We start from the raw sequence: 16408 nt of genomic DNA, 5'->3' as shown, positions 1-16408 counted from the left end.
CCAGCAGCAGGAGGATCTAGATCACAACCCCCGTCTTCCCCCTAACTAACCCAAGCGGCTGAGGATAAAGCCCAGCCCCAGAAACAGCCCCAGCCAAAAGTGGAGGCCAACAGCAATGAACTTGGAATGACTAATCCGCTGCGGCTGATCGTGATAGGTGCCCAGCAGCCGGGAAAGCCGCACGGCAGACGGGATCCCGGCACAACCCAGAAGCGTCCAAGCTGGGAAAATCCCCAGCCCCACAAACAGCAGCAGCAGGCCAAAAACACTGCCGCAGATCCAGGGGACGAGGCGGGCGGAGCGGCGGGTGCCCAGGCGAACCACTGGCGAGCGCTTGCCGGCAGCGCGATCATCTTCCACTTGATGGAAATGGGAGCAAAACAGGATCAAGCTGGTTGCTATCCCCACCACCACCGAGGCTGCCAAGGCCGGCAGCGACCAAGTCCGACTTTGGCTGTAGTGGGCAGCCAAAACCGCCAGTGGCCCAAAGCTCAAAAAGCAGAGGATCTCCCCAAGCCCTTGGTAGCCCAGGCGCAGCGGCGGCCCCTGGTAGGCGTAGCCTAGCCCGCAGGCCAGCAGCACCAACAGCAACACCGTGGGATCCCCCTGCCTCCAGCTCAGCCAGAGGATCCCGGCTAGCCCCAGGGCCAGAAAGGCGTTGCCAACCCAGAACACCTGCGCCGGCTTGCCCGTCAGGTTGACTAGCGAGTGGAGCTTGTTTTTGTCCACTCCTGTCTGGGCATCGAACACGTCATTGCTGAGGTTGACCCAAGCCAGGAGGCAAACGGCCGCCCCCAAAAACACCAGCAAAATCTCCACGTCCATTGCACCCACCTGGGCGTAGGCAATGGCGGATCCCACCCAAATGGGCATGATGGCCACGCTGTAGATGGGGGGCTTGAGGGCAGCCATCCACAGCTGTCGCCGCAAGGAAGCATCGCGGCTGCTCTCTTCCCCAAGCTGGCCTTGGCTAGCCTTTGGATTTGTCTTAGGCGGCTGCGGCTGGGCAGGCATGGTGGTATTGGCTTGGTCCCGTACTTGTTAGGTTAGGGGGCTCCTGTTCCCATCTCCAAAGATCTAAGGAACTTTGCAATCTGTGAAGAAGCTCCTCAAGTTTCGCCCCTGGCTCCTCTCCTTGTCTTGTTCGCGGAAGCGAACCGTAGGTTCAAGCGCCCTGCCAAGTCTCTATCGACGCTTGTCTTGTTTTCGGCCAAGGTGAGATTATCCCCCTCTTTTTTGCGCATGACTTCCTCTCTTTTCCCCTGGAATGTCCACGGCGCGGCAAGAGCCGGGCGGCCGCCGCTAAGCCCTGCTGATTGGCCAGAGAAGGAAAAGCCCCTCCTAGAAGCCTACCAACAGCTAGCGCGGGCAAAGGGGGTTCCTCAGATTCTCAGCTTGGCCTGGCCCTTCCCCGGGCTCAATCCCCTGGCGGCCCTGGCCCAAGAGTTGAGCTTGCTTCCTCTCCAGCACCTTCCTAGCTATTGCTACTTTGCCCACACGGTGCAGGGGGAACGGGTGCAAGTGCTGGGGTGGGGATCCCTGCGGCGGGCTGATCTTGCCGGAGAGAAGCGATTCCAGGTGGCGCGAGACTTTGTGCAAGCCCTGCAGCCTCATGTTCACACCGCTCCGGCTCCAAGTAGCCCCCAGGAGCGCCTATTGTGCTTCTGCCGTTTTGGCTTTGCCCCCCACAGTGGCGGCGGAGCAGCGCTGGTTCTGCCGCGCTGGCAGCTATGGCAGGTGCAGGGGAAGTTGACGGTGGCGCGGCTCAACCTAGAAATTGGCCCCGACAGCGACTTGGCAGCCTTAGCTGGCCAGATCGCCGCCTTTTTTGCCCACATGCAGCGCCTTGCCCAGGCCCCCTTGCCCGCCTGGAGGCCCCAGCCCCCTCTGGAGGTGGCCCTGGCAGAAGAGGCCCTCTTGGCGCGAATTGAAAAGGCCCTGCAAGTCATTCGGGCGGGATCCCTTGAGAAAGTGGTGCTGGCGGAAGCGGTAGACCTGGCGTTGCCCTCTCCCCCCGCCATCCCTTCGCTGCTGGCCTACCTGGAGGCCTATCATCCCGACTGCAGCGTCTTTGCCTTTGCCTCAGAAAGCAAGGGGGATTTGCCTCCCCAAGTCTTTTTGGGAGCCAGCCCAGAGCGACTGCTTTCGGTGTGGCAAGGCCGGGTGCAGATCGATGCCTTGGCAGGCTCGGCTGCCCGCGGCTCTACCGAGCCCCAGGATTGCCGCTTGGCCGAGGAGCTGCTCCGCAGCCCCAAAAACCGCCGCGAACACCAGTGGGTGGTGCGCTCAATTCAGGAGGCTCTGGGCTGGCTGGGGATGGATCCCTGGATCTCCCCTCAGCCACGGCTGCGCCGTTTGGCCCACATCCAGCACCTGCAAACTGTTATCGAAGCGGAACTTCCCGACCACGTCCACCTGTTTGACCTGTTGGCCCAACTCCACCCCACTGCCGCTGTAGGAGGCTACCCCCAGCAGGCAGCACTGCAGTGGCTGGCGCAGCTAGAGCCCTTTGATCGGGCAAGCTATGCCGCCCCCTTGGGCTGGGTGGACTTACAGGGCAATGGCGAGTTGGTGGTCGGGATCCGCTCAGCCCTGATTGAGGGAAAGCGGGCCCGCCTGTATGCTGGCGCTGGCATCGTAGCCGACTCCAAGCCCGAGCAGGAGGTGGCTGAGATCCGCCTCAAGCTGCACGCGCTGGTCCAGGCCCTGGCCCTCCGGCCGCCAGATCCCCTGGGTCCTTAGCCGAGAGCTGGCCAAGCCGCTACAACGGTCTTCGAACAGTTAAATTAGAGAGCTGGCCCTCCAACGGCCTCGACTTGTCGGCAGCATGGTTACCCTCAATCCCACCTATTCCCTGCCCAGGGCCGGATCCCGCGCCCAAGTGGGTCTCTGGCCCGGCGTTATCGAGCATTACCGGGAGTGGCTCCCCGTCAGTCCCAACACCCCCGTAGTGACGCTGCATGAGGGCAATACCCCTTTGATCCCTGCTCCTGCGCTGAGCCGACGGCTGGGGCGAGACTGCCAGGTTTACCTGAAGCTGGAAGGCCTCAATCCCACGGGCAGCTTCAAGGATCGGGGCATGACCCTGGCGGTGTCCAAAGCCAAAGAGGCGGGGGCAGAGGCCATCATCTGTGCCAGCACCGGCAATACCTCGGCAGCAGCCGCTGCCTATGCAGCCAAAGGGGGCTTGCGGGCCTACGTGCTGATCCCTGATGGCTATGTGGCCAAGGGCAAGCTGGCCCAAACCCTGATGTATGGGGCGGAGATCATTGCCATTCGGGGCAACTTTGACCAGGCACTGGCCATGGTGCGGCAACTGGCGGAAGCCTACCCGGTGGCACTGGTCAATTCTGTCAACCGCTTTCGGCTGGAGGGGCAGAAAACTGCCGCCTTTGAGGTGGTGGATGCCTTGGGAGATGCCCCCGATTGGCTCTGTATTCCGGTGGGCAACGCCGGCAACATCACCGCCTATTGGATGGGCTTTTGCCACTACTACCAGCGAGGCAAGGCCAGCCGTCGCCCACGGCTCTACGGCTTTGAGGCTGCTGGCGCCGCCCCCATCGTCCTCAACCGTGTCGTGGAGCACCCAGAAACGGTGGCCACGGCCATCCGCATTGGCAACCCTGCCAGTTGGGCGAAGGCCAAAGCGGCCGTCCAAGTCAGCGGTGGGCGGGTAGACAGTGTAACTGACGAGGAGATCTTGGCCGCCTATCATCTGTTGGCAAGAGAGGAAGGGATCTTCTGCGAGCCGGCCAGTGCCGCTGCGGTGGCTGGATTGTTGAAATGGCGGGATCAGGTGCCTGCCGGCGCCCAGGTGGTGTGCGTGCTCACCGGCAACGGCCTTAAGGATCCCGACACGGCCGCCCAACAGGGATCTGCTCCCATCCACACGGGGGTTGTCCCCGATTTGGCTGCTGTGGCCCGCTTGATGGGCTTTTAGGGCTGCCGGATTTGGGTAGCGGGAGCATGACCTCCTCGCTCAACGTACTCCTAGGCAAATGAACTTGCTGCTGTTGCGAACGAGGACTACCGGCATTTCGCTCGTCTGCTACAGCGCCGAGGCCCGCTTGCGCTCTTCGGGCTGTACACCTTGGCTTGCAGCAGCCTGGCTTTGGTCAGCCTGCTGAACTAGCGGAAAGTGCCGCTTTAGCAAGGCGGGGACAGCTTGCGGAGAAACACCGCTGTAGCGAACTTTGTCGGGCAGGAACACCAGGTTTGGGCCCCGCTGGCAATCTTTCAGACAGCCCACCCCCTCCACGCAAATTGAGCCGGAGTAGGCAGCTAAATGGAAGTCTAGGGCCTGCATAACCGCTCCAGCTCCACGCCGATAACAGTTGGATTTTTGGCAGACCAGCACCTTACCTTTAGCCTTTGGAGCAACCAGCTTAGGATCTGCCTCGGCCCCGGAAGCTATACACCCCGCCCTCTCTCCGAGCGGAACCACGCGGTAGAGCACCCATTTCTCCCGCTCCTTGAGCCGATCGACTTCCCGTTCCCCCGCAATCTGCACCCTATCCCCTGGCTTGAGGGTACGGTAGAGGGCGGAACGCAGCGGCTTGGGGATCTTGCCGACAAACACTTCTGCTGCGGCCTGCCAGCGCAAGTACTTGAGCTTGCCATCCTTGTCGGGAAGAAATCCCAGGAACTGGCCCTCTACCTCAAACGGGATCCTTTGCTTAGCAAACTTGCTCATCTTGTCCGCCAGCCTCTGCGTTGAGGCGCCAACAAGCCTCTAGGCTGTCCAACAACTCCTGCCGCCGCGCCGTGTATTGGCGGATCACGCTGCGCACCTGCACCACAGCCAAAGGCGAGTCCACCTGCACCTGCAAATAGCCCTCTCCCGTACAGGTTGCTGGGATCCCCAACTCCACCAGCCGCCGCCGGATGCGCCAGCGCTCCCCTAGCGGGATCTGCAAGCAATAGCCACTTCCATAGGACAGGGGGTTCATGGCCAGAAGCAAAGTCTCGGCAAATAAGTCTAAACGCAGCTAGGCAATAGTGATATAAGTTTTCAACAAGACGTTGCAAAAATGAGGTCCGCCTGCAAGCAGCAGGCCCCCTTGACCGGCAAGCCTGCTCTGGATCTGGGCTAGGCTCTGGCGTCCATCAAGCCAAACACTAGGCTGTCATCGGCCAGGAAGTGATTGAGGTGAAAGGCCCGATCCTCCGTCTTCAGCAAGATCTGCTCGTAGAGGTAGCGGGTGGCGCGATCCCCTAAGCTCTCCGCCTGAGCAGCCTGGCGCCGCAGCAGATCGATGATGGCCTGCTCCGCAGCCAGATCGTTCTTCAACATTTGCCGGGCCTCGAAAGCGCCATCGGGCTCAGGGGTAAAGCAGCAGAGCTTGGTCAAGCTGCTAAAGGTAGCCACTGGCACACCCCCCAAACCTGCGAGGCGCTCTCCCAGGTCGTGGACGTGTTCCCTCACCTGCTCGTAGTGATCCTTGAACAGTTGGTGTAGGGGGTAGAACTCAGTGCCCTCCACCACAAAGTGGTGCTTTTGGTATTGCAAGTACAGCCCTTGGAAGCTGGCCAGAAGGGCGTTCATCCCCTCGCAGATTGGCTGGGTGACCTCCGGGCCGAGCAGGACAGCGTTGTTGCGGACGGTGTTGAAGGCCTGACGCAGGGTTGAGGTTTCAGACATAGGGCAGGGTTCTCCAAAGTGAGGATACAGCTATCTATCCAGACTACCCAACGGAGTTGATTGAGTCGACGCAGGGGTTTTTGGTGTTGACTTTTCCCCAGCATAGGGCAAACCAGTAGCTCTTGTGAGTAGCTCTCAATAAAGCTTCTTGAACAAGCGCCAGGGGCAGAAACTGTGGGGGAGAGGATGGCACACTGGATTAGGGATCCCGTACCGACCCTCACTGGGGAAAGATCATGTCGCGGACGGAGGCGAGAATGCCCTCCTGGATTGAAAGACTTATTCACGTGACCCAGCGGGCTGTTGCGCGTGCTCGGGGGCAAGAGGGGAACCCAGAAGGTTGGGCCGGCTACCTGCTCCAAGAGAGCCTGCTAGAGGCGGAGGCCGAAATGGGCCATTGCAACGTCCTGGTGATTGGCAAAAGCGGGGTGGGCAAAAGCACTTTAGTTAACGCGGTGTTTAAAGACGAGCTGGCCCGCACTGGAGTTGGCAGCCCTGTTACCCGCCACATTCGCAAGTACTCGAAGCAGGGTTGCCCAATTACCATCTACGATACACCTGGCATGGAATTGGCGGGAGAACAAAATACCCAAATCCGTCTCGAGGTGGCCCAACTCATCGACGAGCTGCGCTTTAAGGATCCCAAACATCACATTCACATTGTTTGGTATTGCATCCACCACGAGCTAAAGCGGCTGGAGGAAACCGAGCGCGAGTGGCTAAGAGAGTTAGAACTCAAAGATGTGCCAGTCATCCTGGTCTTGACCCAATGTCTGGAATACCCAAATCCCGAAGAGAGCGAGTTTTTCCAGTACTTGCAGCGCCAAAATCTGCCCGTTCGCTACATCGTTCCTGTTTTGGCCCGGGACAAGGTCATTAACCGACACCTCACCATACCCGCCCATGGGCTGGAGCACCTGATTGGCTGTACGTCGGAGCTACTGCCGGAAGCCGCTCGCCTTGCTTTCATCCGGCAGCAGTTGTTGCGGGTAGATCTCAAAGCTGATGCTGCTTTTAAGTATGTGTCGGCCTATGTGGCTAGCGCAGCGTTCATCGGGGCCGCACCCCTTCCTTTTGCGGATGCCCCTCTACTGGTAGCGTCACAAGTGGGCATGATTGCCAATATTAGCTTTATCTTTGGCTACAAAGCTTCTCCTTCTTTTTACTACTCTCTGATAGCGAGTCTGGCGGGCATTGGGGGCGCAGTGGTCACTGGGCGGGCGATTGTCTCCAACTTGCTAAAGATGATTCCTGGCGCGGGATCCCTTGCAGGCGGCATTATCCAATCCACCACAGCAGCCACCCTCACCCTTTCCCTGGGCTTGGCTTACATTGAGCTGATGAAAGCCATTGCTCGCGCTGAAATTCGAGGGATCCAGCTCTCCCAAAAGGAAGTGCAGGAGATCTTTGTGCGCGAGTACCGACAATATGCGGCCTCTAGGCGCACTGCTCTAAAAGAGTGAGGGCCGCTCCTATTGGCTAGGCAGCGAACTGGAGCTGTAGATGGATTGGGACTCTGCTGCAGGCAAAGGGGGGGAGCTCTCCAGCCCAAAGGTGCCATTGACTAGGTACAAAGGGCGGCCCTTGACCTCTTCAAAAACGCGGCCCAAGTACTCTCCAATCACGCCTAGACTAATCAACTGGATCCCGCCCAAAAACAAGATCATCACCGCCAAAGAGGCGTAGCCAGGCACATCAGATCCAAACAGCAAGGTACGGACGACGAGGAAAAGGCCATACAGCAGAGCGGCTAGCGAGATCCCCAAGCCCAGATAGCTCCACACCCGCAGCGGCCAGGAGCTAAAAGAAGTGATGCCTTCTATGGCTAGGTTCCACAGCCGCCAGTAATTCCACTGGCTTTTGCCGCGAAAACGGGGGGCGCGGTCGTAAAAAATGGCCACCTGGCGGTAGCCCACCCAGGCGAAGATCCCCTTCATGAAGCGGGTGCGCTCCCGCAGTTGCTTGATAGCATCCACCACCTGCCGATCCAAGAGGCGAAAATCCCCCGTATTGCGCGGGATCGGCACCTGGCTCAGCTGCTCGATCACCCAGTAAAACCCGTTGGCCGTTAGGCGTTTTAGCCAGCTTTCCCCTTGGCGACTGCGGCGCACAGCGTAGACCACCTGGTACCCTTGCCGCCATAGCTGCAGCATCTGGGGGATCAGCTCGGGTGGGTCTTGCAGGTCAGCGTCGATGGGAACAACAGCCCTGCCGGAGGCATAATCCAGACCCGCCGTGAGGGCAATCTCCTTGCCAAAACAGCGGGAAAGGTTGACCACCTTGATGCGAGGATCGCGGCGATGGAAAGCAATGAGCTTTTCTAGGGTGTCGTCCTGGCTGCCGTCGTTGACACAGATAACCTCGTAGGGGATCCCCAGGGGATCCAAGGTGAGCTGCAAGCGCTCAAACAGGTGCTCTAGGTTGTCTGCCTCATTCTTGCAGGGGATGACAACCGAGAGCTCAGGAGTAAGGGGAGACATCGGAAAAAAAGTAGGGATTCTTTCTCTAGCAACTCTTGTGTTGAGCGCTGGGCCAGGGGGGACTTTAAGCCACTGTTGCCGCTTTTGGCCTCCCACTTAATTGAGCCTTTGACCCGCCCACGAGATTGGCTCTCGCCATCGGCCTGGTAAGTAATCTAGGACAAGGATGAAAGCTTGTCCACCAAGATTTGTCGACAAACTCAACCCTTACCCTCACTGGCTTGCCGACATCTCAGCCACAATCGAGCGCAGCTCGTCTTCGGAAAGGCGGTAGACCTTGTTGCAGAATTGGCAAACCACCTCCGCCCCCCCATCGGTTTGGATCATCTCCAGGAGCTCATCCCGCTCTAGCATGCGCAGTGCCCCCTTCACCCGCTCGGAATTGCAGGGGCAATGGAAGCGGACAGGGAGCACCTCTGGCGCTAGCTTGAGATCCAAGTCACCTAGCCAAATTTCTAGCAGCTCCTGCAAAGCTTTGCCGCGGGCCAGTTGGGGGGTGAATTCCTCCACCTGGCTTAGCCGAGACTCTATCTCCGAGATCAAGTTGGCCGGCGCGCCTGGCAGGAGCTGCACCAGCACTCCACCGGCAGCACGGACTCGCTGGGAATCGAGGCTCACCCCCAGCAGAACCGCTGAGGGGATCTGCTCAGAGGAAGTGAGGTAGTAGCTGACGTCATCTCCCACTTCTCCTGAAACCAGCTCTACAGTGCTGGTGTAGGGCTGGCCGTAGCCTAAGTCCCGCACGACGTGCAAATAGCCGTAGCGCCCAACCGCCTGGCCTACATCCAACTTGCCCTCAGGGGTGAGGGGAAGTTCAATAGCCGGGTTGCTCACGTAGCCGCGCACTGTACCGTCCACGCCGGCATCGACGTGAATGCCACCAAGGGGGCCATTGCCCCTAATTTGCAGGCCAATCCGGGCTTGGGGTTCCTTCAGGTCAGCCGCCAGCAGTAGAGCTGCACTCATGGCTCGCCCCAGCGCCACTGTTGCTACATAGGAGAGCTGGTGCCGCTCCCGCGCTTCCTGGACTGCCTGAGTGGAAACAACGCTCACCACGCGAATGTTGTCTTCTGCCGCCGTACCTCGGACTAGGTAATCCGGAGGAGAGGGGGGAAGACTTTCAGAGATGGCTTTTGGGTTTTGCCATTGCTCTGAGCCGCAGGCGCCTTTCATCACAACCTCGATACTCCTCTCAGAAGCCAGCTTGCCGGGATCTCCTAGCGGCTTGGGCTTGCTGCAACTTCCTAAAATCAAAGCTAGCTTGCCCCATACCATCATAGGCAGCTTATCCCCAGGGCAAAGAGAGTTTGCAATTTTTCCCTCCCCTTACTAAGGTGTGCCATCCTGAGGATCCAGGCCAATCCAACACAACTCCTCGCCTTCTGGCCTTTTATGGTGGATCACCTCACCGCCCAACTCTTACAACATGCAGCCAAGCGTCGCTGGCAAGAACACGCCTATAGCCGATTTTTGCGGGACTGGCGCCGACAAGTGGTATTGCTGCGCCGCCAGCGTGCTGGAGAGTTTGGCCAACCGCTAGGGGATCCCTCCTGTGCCTTTAGCGCTCGCTCGGCATGGTTGCGCTGCGCGGTCAATCCCCAGGGGCCCTGTCAGGGCTGCCCCCACTACCTGCCTCTTATCCCTCCAGCGCCGGCCTCCCGCCACAGCGGCTCGGAGTAGCTGCAGGATAACCCCAGGGCGCGACAAGCGGCGTTTTCCGTGCTCTACACCGCTGGCGCAAGCAGAGGGGGGAGGATACGCCCGGGCCCATTTGTGCCAGAATAAAGGACGATAATTCCATCGGCAAAGGCGGGATTCATGGCCCTCTACCTTTCGGCAGAGCACCTCCACGCCATCCGCCAACACGGCGAACAGGCCTTCCCCTACGAGGGCTGCGGCATTTTAATTGGCGAGCTCAAGGGATCTGACAAGCTCGTCCACGAGCTTTGGCCGGTGGCCAACAGCTGGGATCAGGCTGAAAACCCCTTGGCGGATGGGGAGTCCAGCCGCCGTCGTTTCTTGATCGAGCCAGCTGACTTCAAGCGAGCCAGCGACTATGCTCGTGGCAAGGGCCTAGGGATCCTAGGCACCTACCATTCCCATCCCAACCACCCTGCCCTCCCCTCCGAGTTCGACCGGCAGCATGCCTTCCCCTGGGGCTTTTCCTGCGTGATCGTCAGCGTGCGCGAGGGCAAGGCAGAAGAGGTGGCCAGCTGGGTTTTGGACGAGCAGGAACAACCGCAGCGGGAGCCCATCCAGGTTTGGGCGGAGGCATCTCCTGCCTTGCTCTAAGCCTCTCTTTGGCTGGGGAGCAAAGCGGTAGTCTGGACTGGAGAGTTGGCCAGAGGATCCCAGAGCCTCAAGTGTTCCCTCAAGATCGCTAGACTCTTTTCCCGAACCCCTATGGCAACCAAGATCTTGATCCCTGCCCCCTTGCGGCCTTACACCGACAATCTGGAAGCGGTCGAAATCGAAGGTAGCAGCGTTGGCGAGGTGATGCGCAACCTAGTTACCCGCTACAGTGAGCTCAAGCGGCACCTCTACACGGAGGATGGCAAGCTGCGCAACTTCGTCAACGTTTACCTCAATGACGAGGACGTGCGCAACTTGGCCCAGGGCGATGACACCCCTGTAGGCGAAGAGGCTGTCATTAGCATCGTCCCTGCCATTGCCGGAGGGTGGTGACCATGTTGAACCTAGACACCAGCCAAGTCACGCTCTCCCGCGAGGAGATGGAGCGATTTTCCCGCCACTTGATCCTGCCGGAGGTGGGCCTGGAAGGGCAGAAGCGGCTAAAGGCGGGCAAGGTGTTGTGCATTGGCACAGGCGGCCTTGGCTCGCCCCTGCTGCTTTACTTGGCCGCAGCCGGCGTGGGGCGGATTGGCATTGTTGACTTTGATGTGGTTGACGTGTCCAACCTGCAGCGGCAGGTCATCCACGGCACCTCCTGGGTGGGCAAGCCCAAGGTGGAATCGGCCAAAAACCGCATCCTGGAGATCAACCCCTACTGCCAGGTGGATGTCTACAACACCGCCCTGAAGGCTGACAATGCCCTAGAGCTGTTTGCCAACTACGACGTGATTGTCGATGGCACTGACAATTTCCCCACCCGCTACCTGGTCAACGATGCCTGTGTTTTAACGGGCAAGCCCAACGTCTACGGCTCCATCTTCCGTTTCGAGGGGCAGGCAACGGTTTTCAACTACGAGGGCGGTCCCAACTACCGCGACCTCTACCCCGAGCCACCCCCGCCAGGCTTGGTGCCCTCCTGTGCTGAGGGGGGGGTGTTGGGGATCCTCCCGGGCATCATTGGCCTCATCCAGGCAACTGAGACCGTGAAAATCCTGCTGGGCATCGGCACGACGCTAAGCGGGCGGCTGCTCCTTTACGATGCCCTGAAGATGAGCTTCCGCGAGCTAAAGCTGCGCAAGAATCCTGACACCCCGCCCATTACTCGGCTCATCGACTACGAGCAGTTCTGCGGCATCCCGCAAGCGCGGGCTGGAGAACAGGCAGAAATCCCCGAGATCACGGTAGACGAGCTGAAAGCATGGATGGATGCCGGCAAGGATTTTGTGCTTGTCGATGTGCGCAATCCCAACGAGTGGGAGCTTGGCCGGATTCCGGGTGCCCACTTGATCCCGTTGCCCCAGATTGAAAACGGGGACGGAGTGGAGCAGGTGCGGCGGCTCCTCAACGGCTCAGAGCTAGTCGTCCACTGCAAAAGTGGGGTGCGCTCGGCCAAAGCCTTGAAGATCCTGAAGGCAGCCGGGATCGAGGGGAAAAACCTGCGCGGTGGTATCCTCGCCTGGGCTGAAGCCTACGATCCCTCCATTCCCAAATACTAGTAGTCCATAGCTCTGGCCCTCCCTGGTGGTCCGCCCTAGGATAGACTGGAGGGCTCTTTCATTACCTCCATGAGCGCCATTTTGCCAGCGGAGACGGAAACCCTCTTCCACTCCATCCCCGAAGCCCTGGAAGACCTTAGGGGTGGCCGCATGGTCATCGTGGTCGATGACGAGAATCGGGAAAACGAAGGGGATCTCATCTGTGCTGCCCAGTTTGCCACGCCAGAGGTGATCAACTTCATGGCCACCCATGGGCGGGGCCTTATCTGTCTAGCCATGCAGGGATCCCGCCTCGACGAGCTGAAGATCCCGCTGATGGTGGGGCAGAACACTGACAGCAACCAGACTGCCTTCACGGTCAGCATCGATGCCGGGCCAGAGTTAGGGGTTTCCACGGGCATTTCCGCTGCCGATCGCGCTCGTACCATCCAGGCGGCCATCCATCCCCATACGCGGCCGGAAGACCTGCGCCGACCGGGGCATGTCTTTCCCTTGCGGGCAAGAGAAGGTGGGGTGCTCAAGCGGGCCGGGCACACCGAAGCAGCGGTGGATTTGGCCTTATTGGCAGGGCTTTACCCGGCAGGCGTGCTCTGCGAGATCCAAAACCCGGATGGCTCCATGGCTCGCTTGCCCCAGTTGGTTGAGTTTGCTCGCAAGCACAATCTTAAGATCATCACCATTGCCCATCTCATCGAGTACCGGCTGCGCACGGAGCGGTTGGTCCATCGTGGGGCTACCGCCACCCTGCCGACGGAGTTTGGCCAGTTTCAGGTCTACGGCTACCGCGACACCCTCAACCAGGTAGAACACTTAGCACTCGTGAAAGGGGATCCGACCCAATTTGCCGCCGAGCCTGTCCTGGTGCGCGTGCAAGCGGAGTGCCCCCTGGGGGATGCATTGGGATCCCTGCGCTGCGACTGTCGTCGCCAACTGACTGCTGCCCTGAAGATGATCGACCACCAGGGCAAGGGGGTGCTGGTGTACCTGCGGCGCCCAGAGCTTAGCCTCATCGAGCAAATTCAGTCCTATGCCCGGCAGGATCTAGGCCTTGCCGAGACGGTGCCAGCAGGGGCAATGGACCTGCGCGATTACGGCATTGGCGCCCAGATTTTGCGGGATGTGGGGGTGCGAAAGATGCGTCTTATCAGCAACACCTCCCGCCACATCAGCGGCTTGAGGGGATTTGGCCTGGAAGTAGCCGAGCGGGTGCCCCTGCTACTGGAAGAGTCGGATCTCAGTTTGCAGATGGAGCCCTCCTGCTCTCTTACCGGAAAGTTTGAACCGCAGCTCCACTCCGGTCTAGGACGGTAGGGCAGTGGAGGGTCGAGGGCCCTAGCCCAAAGACGGCGCAGGATCTGCTCTCGACGCCGGAAGCGCTAGAAGAGCTCCTTGCGGCAGCAGGTGCTGTGCCAGAACGGGGACTTCGGACTGCAGTCGCAAGAAGCGAACGAAGACAGGGATCGCTGGCCAGGAAAGCCGCGCCAGTACCCCTTGGGAACTGCTCCGGCAAACCTTAGGGGATCTCCTCTCCTAGCGGGAGTGGCGACGCTCCGGCTTCGTCTTGCTGCAGACCATTCAGAATCGTTACAGTAGTTTACGTTCCTTAGCAGAGCAGGTTTCCCCTATGGCCCTCCTTCAGCGGTTTCTCGGGCTGCTGACTTCTGTCCTGCGTCACGACAGCGTTGGCCCGCGGTGGTCTCAGGTGGGCTGGACAATCCTGCGGGGGGTGGCAGGGCTCTTCATGATCCACAACGGCCTCGATAAACTGGCGGATGTCGAAGGGTTTGCAGCGGCTTACGTAGAAGTCATCGGCTTGCCCTTCCCAATCTTTTTCTCCTATGTAGCTGCCTACACTGAACTGATCGCGGCCCCCCTGGTAGCCCTCGGCCTGTTCACCCGGCCTGCCGCGTTGAGCTTGGTAGCAACAATGGCGGTGGCCATGTTTCACCACATCAAGGTGGCTGGTTTCAGCGTTTCCTACCTGGAGCTATCAGCTATCTACGCGGCCATCTTCTTGGCCTTTGCTGTGAATGGTGGCGGCTGGTTTTCGGGGGATCAGCTTTTGGTGAACGCCATCGAATCGTGGTTAAACCGCGCTAGCCGAGAAAAGCTGGAGAGCTTGCAGTCTTCTTTGCAAGCGGCTACAGAGCAGGTTAGGGCAGCGGAGAAAGAAGCGGCCGAAGCCCCTCCGCCGCCTCCCTCCTGAGCTGGTCCCTTCCCTCAGGTCTGCGGGTGAGGGCTAAGCGCGACCGGCAGCCCGCTCCATCAGGCGTTGATGGGTGGAGCGCACAGGCTCTCCCGGCTTAGGCCGTCGCTGCACGTAGGTGCCGTCAGGACGCAGCTCCCAAGCCTGCCGGTTGTCTGTCAGGCAGATGTCCAAAATAACCTTCAGCTCCTGCTTCAACACCGGATCCTCCACGGGGGCAACCACCTCAACGCGGCGATCCAGGTTGCGGGTCATGTAGTCGGCGCTGCCGATGAAGTACTCTTCCTGGCCGCCATTGTAGAAGTAGAAGATGCGGGAGTGCTCCAGGAAGCGCCCGATGATGCTGATCACGCGGATGCGCTCGCTCAAGCCTGGGATCCCTGGCCTTAGGCAGCACATGCCGCGCACAATGAGGTCAATCTCCACCCCTGCCTGGCTAGCCTCGTAGAGCAGCCGGATCATTTCCGGATCAGTGAGGGAGTTGATCTTGACGATGATCCGCCCCTGACCCCCTGCCTGAGCGTGGCGCATCTCGCGGCGAATGAGAGCTTCCATCCCCTGGCGCAGCGTGCGGGGAGCTACCAGGAGCTTGCGGAAGTGCCGCTGCCGCGAGTAGCCAGTGAGCACGTTAAACAACTCGGTAACATCGTGGCAGAGCGTCTCGTTGCAGGTAAACAGGCCTAGGTCGGTGTAGATACGGGCAGTTTTGGGGTTGTAGTTGCCGGTGCCGATGTGGACGTAGCGGCGCAGGGATCCCTCCTCTTCTCGCACCACCAAAGCCAGTTTGCAGTGGATCTTCAGCCCCGGCAGGCCATAGGCCACGTGAACCCCGGCTTTTTCCAGCTTCTTGGCCCAGAGGATGTTGTTTTCTTCGTCAAATCGAGCCTTCAGCTCCACCACAGCGGCCACCTGCTTGCCATTTTCGGCAGCTTGGATGAGGGATCCCACCACTGAGGAGTCCCCGGAGGTGCGGTAGAGGGTTTGCTTAATGGTGAGCACCTGGGGATCGTTGGCCGCTTCCTCCAAAAATCGCTCTACGCTGGCGGCAAAAGACTCGTAGGGGTGGTGCACCAGCAGATCCCCTTCCCGAATGACGGCAAAAATATCCACCGGCTCCTCGCTCACCGAAGCAGTGCGCAGGCGGGGCGGTGTGACGGGCCCCCAAGGCGGATCCTTCAAGTCGGGCCGGTCTAGGTTGAGGAACGCCATGAGCCCGCCCAGGTTAAGAAGGCCATCCACTTCGTACACCAAGTCGGCATCCAGGTGGAGCTCCTCACACAGCCGCTGGCGGATGGCAGGGGGCATCGACTTGGCAACCTCCATGCGCACCACCGAGCCGAAGCGGCGCTTGCGCAGCTCTTCCTGAATGGCGGCAAGCAGATCGTCGGCTTCGTCCTCCTGGATGGCCAGATCAGCGTCGCGGGTGATGCGGAAGGGATGGTACTCCAGCACCTCCATGCCGACAAACAGCGCCTCCAGGTGGTGGGCAATCACCTGCTCCAGCGGCACAAAGCTCACCCCATCCCGTAGGGGCACAAAGCGGGGCAGGGTGTTGGGCACTTTGACGCGGGCAAAATGCTCCTTGCCCGTTTCTGGATCCCGCACCACCACCGCCAGGTTAAGGCTGAGGTTGGAAATATAGGGGAAAGGATGGCCCGGATCCACCGCCAGGGGGGTGAGCAGGGGAAACAGGCGGCGATCGAAATACTCCCGCAGTTCCTGCCGCTCTGCCTCCGTCAGGTCGCTAAAGTTGCGGATGTGAATGCCTTGCTCTGCCAGCTTAGGCACCAGCTCTTGCCGAAAGCACTCGTGCAACTTTTGAATCAGGGGCCGTAGGTGCTGGGAAATCTGGCGCAATTGCTGCTGGGGGGTGAGGCCATCGGGGGTTGGCAGCAGCACGCCTGTTTCCAACTGGCGGCGGATCACTGCTACCCGCACCATAAAGAATTCGTCCAGGTTGCTCTCGAAAATAGCCAGAAACTTCAGCCGCTCCAGCAAGGGAGTGCGCTCGTCCAGGGCCTCGTGCAACACCCGGGCGTTGAACTCAATCCAACTGAGCTCGCGGTTAAAGTAATGCTCGGGCAGGGCATAGCCCTCTTTGATGGGGGCAGTCGGGATCCTACCCGGGTCAACCCCAACTTCTGCAGGGCAACTGCCTGGGCCAAGCTCAGAGGAAGGAGGGTTTCCTGGAGGCAACATCGTCATCAGGCGGGATTGGCGAGGGGGCAGCCGA

Annotated in this window: 15 protein-coding genes and 1 pseudogene; 9 read left to right on the top strand and 7 right to left on the bottom strand. The window is 59.9% G+C overall.

Translation table 11 applies throughout. The features are described from left to right. Positions 1-45: 45 nt before the first annotated feature. The gene (gene menA / locus NW812_RS07450) at positions 46-912 is read right to left on the bottom strand and encodes a 2-carboxy-1,4-naphthoquinone phytyltransferase (protein WP_414395572.1); all 867 of its coding nucleotides are present in this window, start codon (positions 910-912) and stop codon (positions 46-48) included. Between the two features lie 330 nt (positions 913-1242). On the opposite strand from menA, the gene NW812_RS07445 reads away from it, so the two are divergent. Together NW812_RS07445 and thrC are read left to right on the top strand one after the other, a co-directional pair. Next, positions 1243-2742: an isochorismate synthase gene (locus NW812_RS07445; protein WP_414395474.1), complete on the top strand. Its 1500-nt coding sequence runs from the start codon at positions 1243-1245 to the stop codon at positions 2740-2742. A gap of 85 nt (positions 2743-2827) precedes the next feature. Next, positions 2828-3940 carry a threonine synthase gene (thrC, locus tag NW812_RS07440; protein WP_414395472.1) on the top strand — a complete coding sequence of 371 codons (1113 nt, stop codon included), beginning with the start codon at positions 2828-2830 and terminating at the stop codon, positions 3938-3940. A gap of 108 nt (positions 3941-4048) precedes the next feature. On the opposite strand, the gene NW812_RS07435 is transcribed toward thrC, so the two are convergent. The 3 genes from NW812_RS07435 to NW812_RS07425 form a co-directional block, all read right to left on the bottom strand. Further along, the gene (locus NW812_RS07435; RefSeq protein WP_414395470.1) at positions 4049-4693 is read right to left on the bottom strand and encodes a (2Fe-2S) ferredoxin domain-containing protein; all 645 of its coding nucleotides are present in this window, start codon (positions 4691-4693) and stop codon (positions 4049-4051) included. Beyond that, positions 4677-4949 carry an Asr1405/Asl0597 family protein gene (locus NW812_RS07430; RefSeq protein WP_414395469.1) on the bottom strand — a complete coding sequence of 91 codons (273 nt, stop codon included), beginning with the start codon at positions 4947-4949 and terminating at the stop codon, positions 4677-4679. The genes NW812_RS07435 and NW812_RS07430 overlap by 17 nt, the downstream gene beginning before the upstream one ends. Before the next feature lie 140 nt (positions 4950-5089). Continuing rightward, positions 5090-5641 (bottom strand): Dps family protein, encoded by a 552-nt coding sequence (locus NW812_RS07425; protein WP_414395467.1) that lies wholly within the window; start codon positions 5639-5641, stop codon positions 5090-5092. Positions 5642-5877: 236 nt separating this feature from the next. Between NW812_RS07425 and NW812_RS07420 the strand changes: the two genes are divergently transcribed. After that, positions 5878-7104, top strand: coding sequence for a YcjF family protein (locus NW812_RS07420; protein WP_414395465.1), 1227 nt, complete (start codon positions 5878-5880; stop codon positions 7102-7104). A gap of 9 nt (positions 7105-7113) precedes the next feature. Here NW812_RS07420 and NW812_RS07415 read toward each other — a convergent pair whose 3' ends face one another. Next, a complete protein-coding gene (locus tag NW812_RS07415) occupies positions 7114-8121 on the bottom strand; it encodes a glycosyltransferase family 2 protein (protein ID WP_414395463.1) in 1008 nt (335 codons plus the stop codon). Between the two features lie 213 nt (positions 8122-8334). Beyond that, the gene (gene hslO, locus NW812_RS07410) at positions 8335-9294 is read right to left on the bottom strand and encodes an Hsp33 family molecular chaperone HslO (protein ID WP_414395461.1); all 960 of its coding nucleotides are present in this window, start codon (positions 9292-9294) and stop codon (positions 8335-8337) included. Positions 9295-9513: 219 nt separating this feature from the next. Between hslO and NW812_RS07405 the strand changes: the two genes are divergently transcribed. The 6 genes and pseudogenes from NW812_RS07405 to NW812_RS07380 all read left to right on the top strand — a co-directional run bounded on the left by NW812_RS07405 (position 9514) and on the right by NW812_RS07380 (position 14175). Beyond that, the gene (locus NW812_RS07405) at positions 9514-9801 is read left to right on the top strand and encodes a DUF6464 family protein (RefSeq protein ID WP_414395459.1); all 288 of its coding nucleotides are present in this window, start codon (positions 9514-9516) and stop codon (positions 9799-9801) included. Between the two features lie 138 nt (positions 9802-9939). Further along, the gene (locus NW812_RS07400; RefSeq protein ID WP_414395457.1) at positions 9940-10413 is read left to right on the top strand and encodes a M67 family metallopeptidase; all 474 of its coding nucleotides are present in this window, start codon (positions 9940-9942) and stop codon (positions 10411-10413) included. 111 nt (positions 10414-10524) lie between these two features. Further along, a complete protein-coding gene (locus NW812_RS07395; RefSeq protein WP_414395455.1) occupies positions 10525-10806 on the top strand; it encodes a MoaD/ThiS family protein in 282 nt (93 codons plus the stop codon). Between the two features lie 2 nt (positions 10807-10808). Beyond that, positions 10809-11969, top strand: coding sequence for a molybdopterin-synthase adenylyltransferase MoeB (gene moeB / locus NW812_RS07390; protein ID WP_414395453.1), 1161 nt, complete (start codon positions 10809-10811; stop codon positions 11967-11969). Positions 11970-12038: 69 nt separating this feature from the next. Continuing rightward, a pseudogene (ribB, locus tag NW812_RS07385) lies at positions 12039-13202 on the top strand (3,4-dihydroxy-2-butanone-4-phosphate synthase); the annotation flags it as partial. Between the two features lie 391 nt (positions 13203-13593). Further along, positions 13594-14175: a DoxX family protein gene (locus NW812_RS07380; protein WP_414395451.1), complete on the top strand. Its 582-nt coding sequence runs from the start codon at positions 13594-13596 to the stop codon at positions 14173-14175. A gap of 33 nt (positions 14176-14208) precedes the next feature. Here the strand turns inward: NW812_RS07380 and NW812_RS07375 are convergent, their stop codons facing one another. Then, positions 14209-16374: an RNA degradosome polyphosphate kinase gene (locus NW812_RS07375; RefSeq protein ID WP_414395450.1), complete on the bottom strand. Its 2166-nt coding sequence runs from the start codon at positions 16372-16374 to the stop codon at positions 14209-14211. Positions 16375-16408: the final 34 nt, after the last annotated feature.

It is taken from the genome of Synechococcus sp. O70.2, assembly GCF_047462135.1.
In the GTDB taxonomy this organism is placed as follows: domain Bacteria; phylum Cyanobacteriota; class Cyanobacteriia; order Thermostichales; family Thermostichaceae; genus Thermostichus.
This window is presented reverse-complemented; position numbering and strand designations above follow the sequence as displayed.

Coding starts and splice junctions, on each gene's coding strand:
- menA (WP_414395572.1), bottom strand. CDS start 912: ATGGCTGCCCTCAAGCCCCCCATCTACAGCGTGGCCATCATGCCCATT.
- NW812_RS07445 (WP_414395474.1), top strand. CDS start 1,243: ATGACTTCCTCTCTTTTCCCCTGGAATGTCCACGGCGCGGCAAGAGCC.
- thrC (WP_414395472.1), top strand. CDS start 2,828: ATGGTTACCCTCAATCCCACCTATTCCCTGCCCAGGGCCGGATCCCGC.
- NW812_RS07435 (WP_414395470.1), bottom strand. CDS start 4,693: ATGAGCAAGTTTGCTAAGCAAAGGATCCCGTTTGAGGTAGAGGGCCAG.
- NW812_RS07430 (WP_414395469.1), bottom strand. CDS start 4,949: ATGAACCCCCTGTCCTATGGAAGTGGCTATTGCTTGCAGATCCCGCTA.
- NW812_RS07425 (WP_414395467.1), bottom strand. CDS start 5,641: ATGTCTGAAACCTCAACCCTGCGTCAGGCCTTCAACACCGTCCGCAAC.
- NW812_RS07420 (WP_414395465.1), top strand. CDS start 5,878: ATGTCGCGGACGGAGGCGAGAATGCCCTCCTGGATTGAAAGACTTATT.
- NW812_RS07415 (WP_414395463.1), bottom strand. CDS start 8,121: ATGTCTCCCCTTACTCCTGAGCTCTCGGTTGTCATCCCCTGCAAGAAT.
- hslO (WP_414395461.1), bottom strand. CDS start 9,294: ATGAAAGGCGCCTGCGGCTCAGAGCAATGGCAAAACCCAAAAGCCATC.
- NW812_RS07405 (WP_414395459.1), top strand. CDS start 9,514: ATGGTGGATCACCTCACCGCCCAACTCTTACAACATGCAGCCAAGCGT.
- NW812_RS07400 (WP_414395457.1), top strand. CDS start 9,940: ATGGCCCTCTACCTTTCGGCAGAGCACCTCCACGCCATCCGCCAACAC.
- NW812_RS07395 (WP_414395455.1), top strand. CDS start 10,525: ATGGCAACCAAGATCTTGATCCCTGCCCCCTTGCGGCCTTACACCGAC.
- moeB (WP_414395453.1), top strand. CDS start 10,809: ATGTTGAACCTAGACACCAGCCAAGTCACGCTCTCCCGCGAGGAGATG.
- NW812_RS07380 (WP_414395451.1), top strand. CDS start 13,594: ATGGCCCTCCTTCAGCGGTTTCTCGGGCTGCTGACTTCTGTCCTGCGT.
- NW812_RS07375 (WP_414395450.1), bottom strand. CDS start 16,374: ATGTTGCCTCCAGGAAACCCTCCTTCCTCTGAGCTTGGCCCAGGCAGT.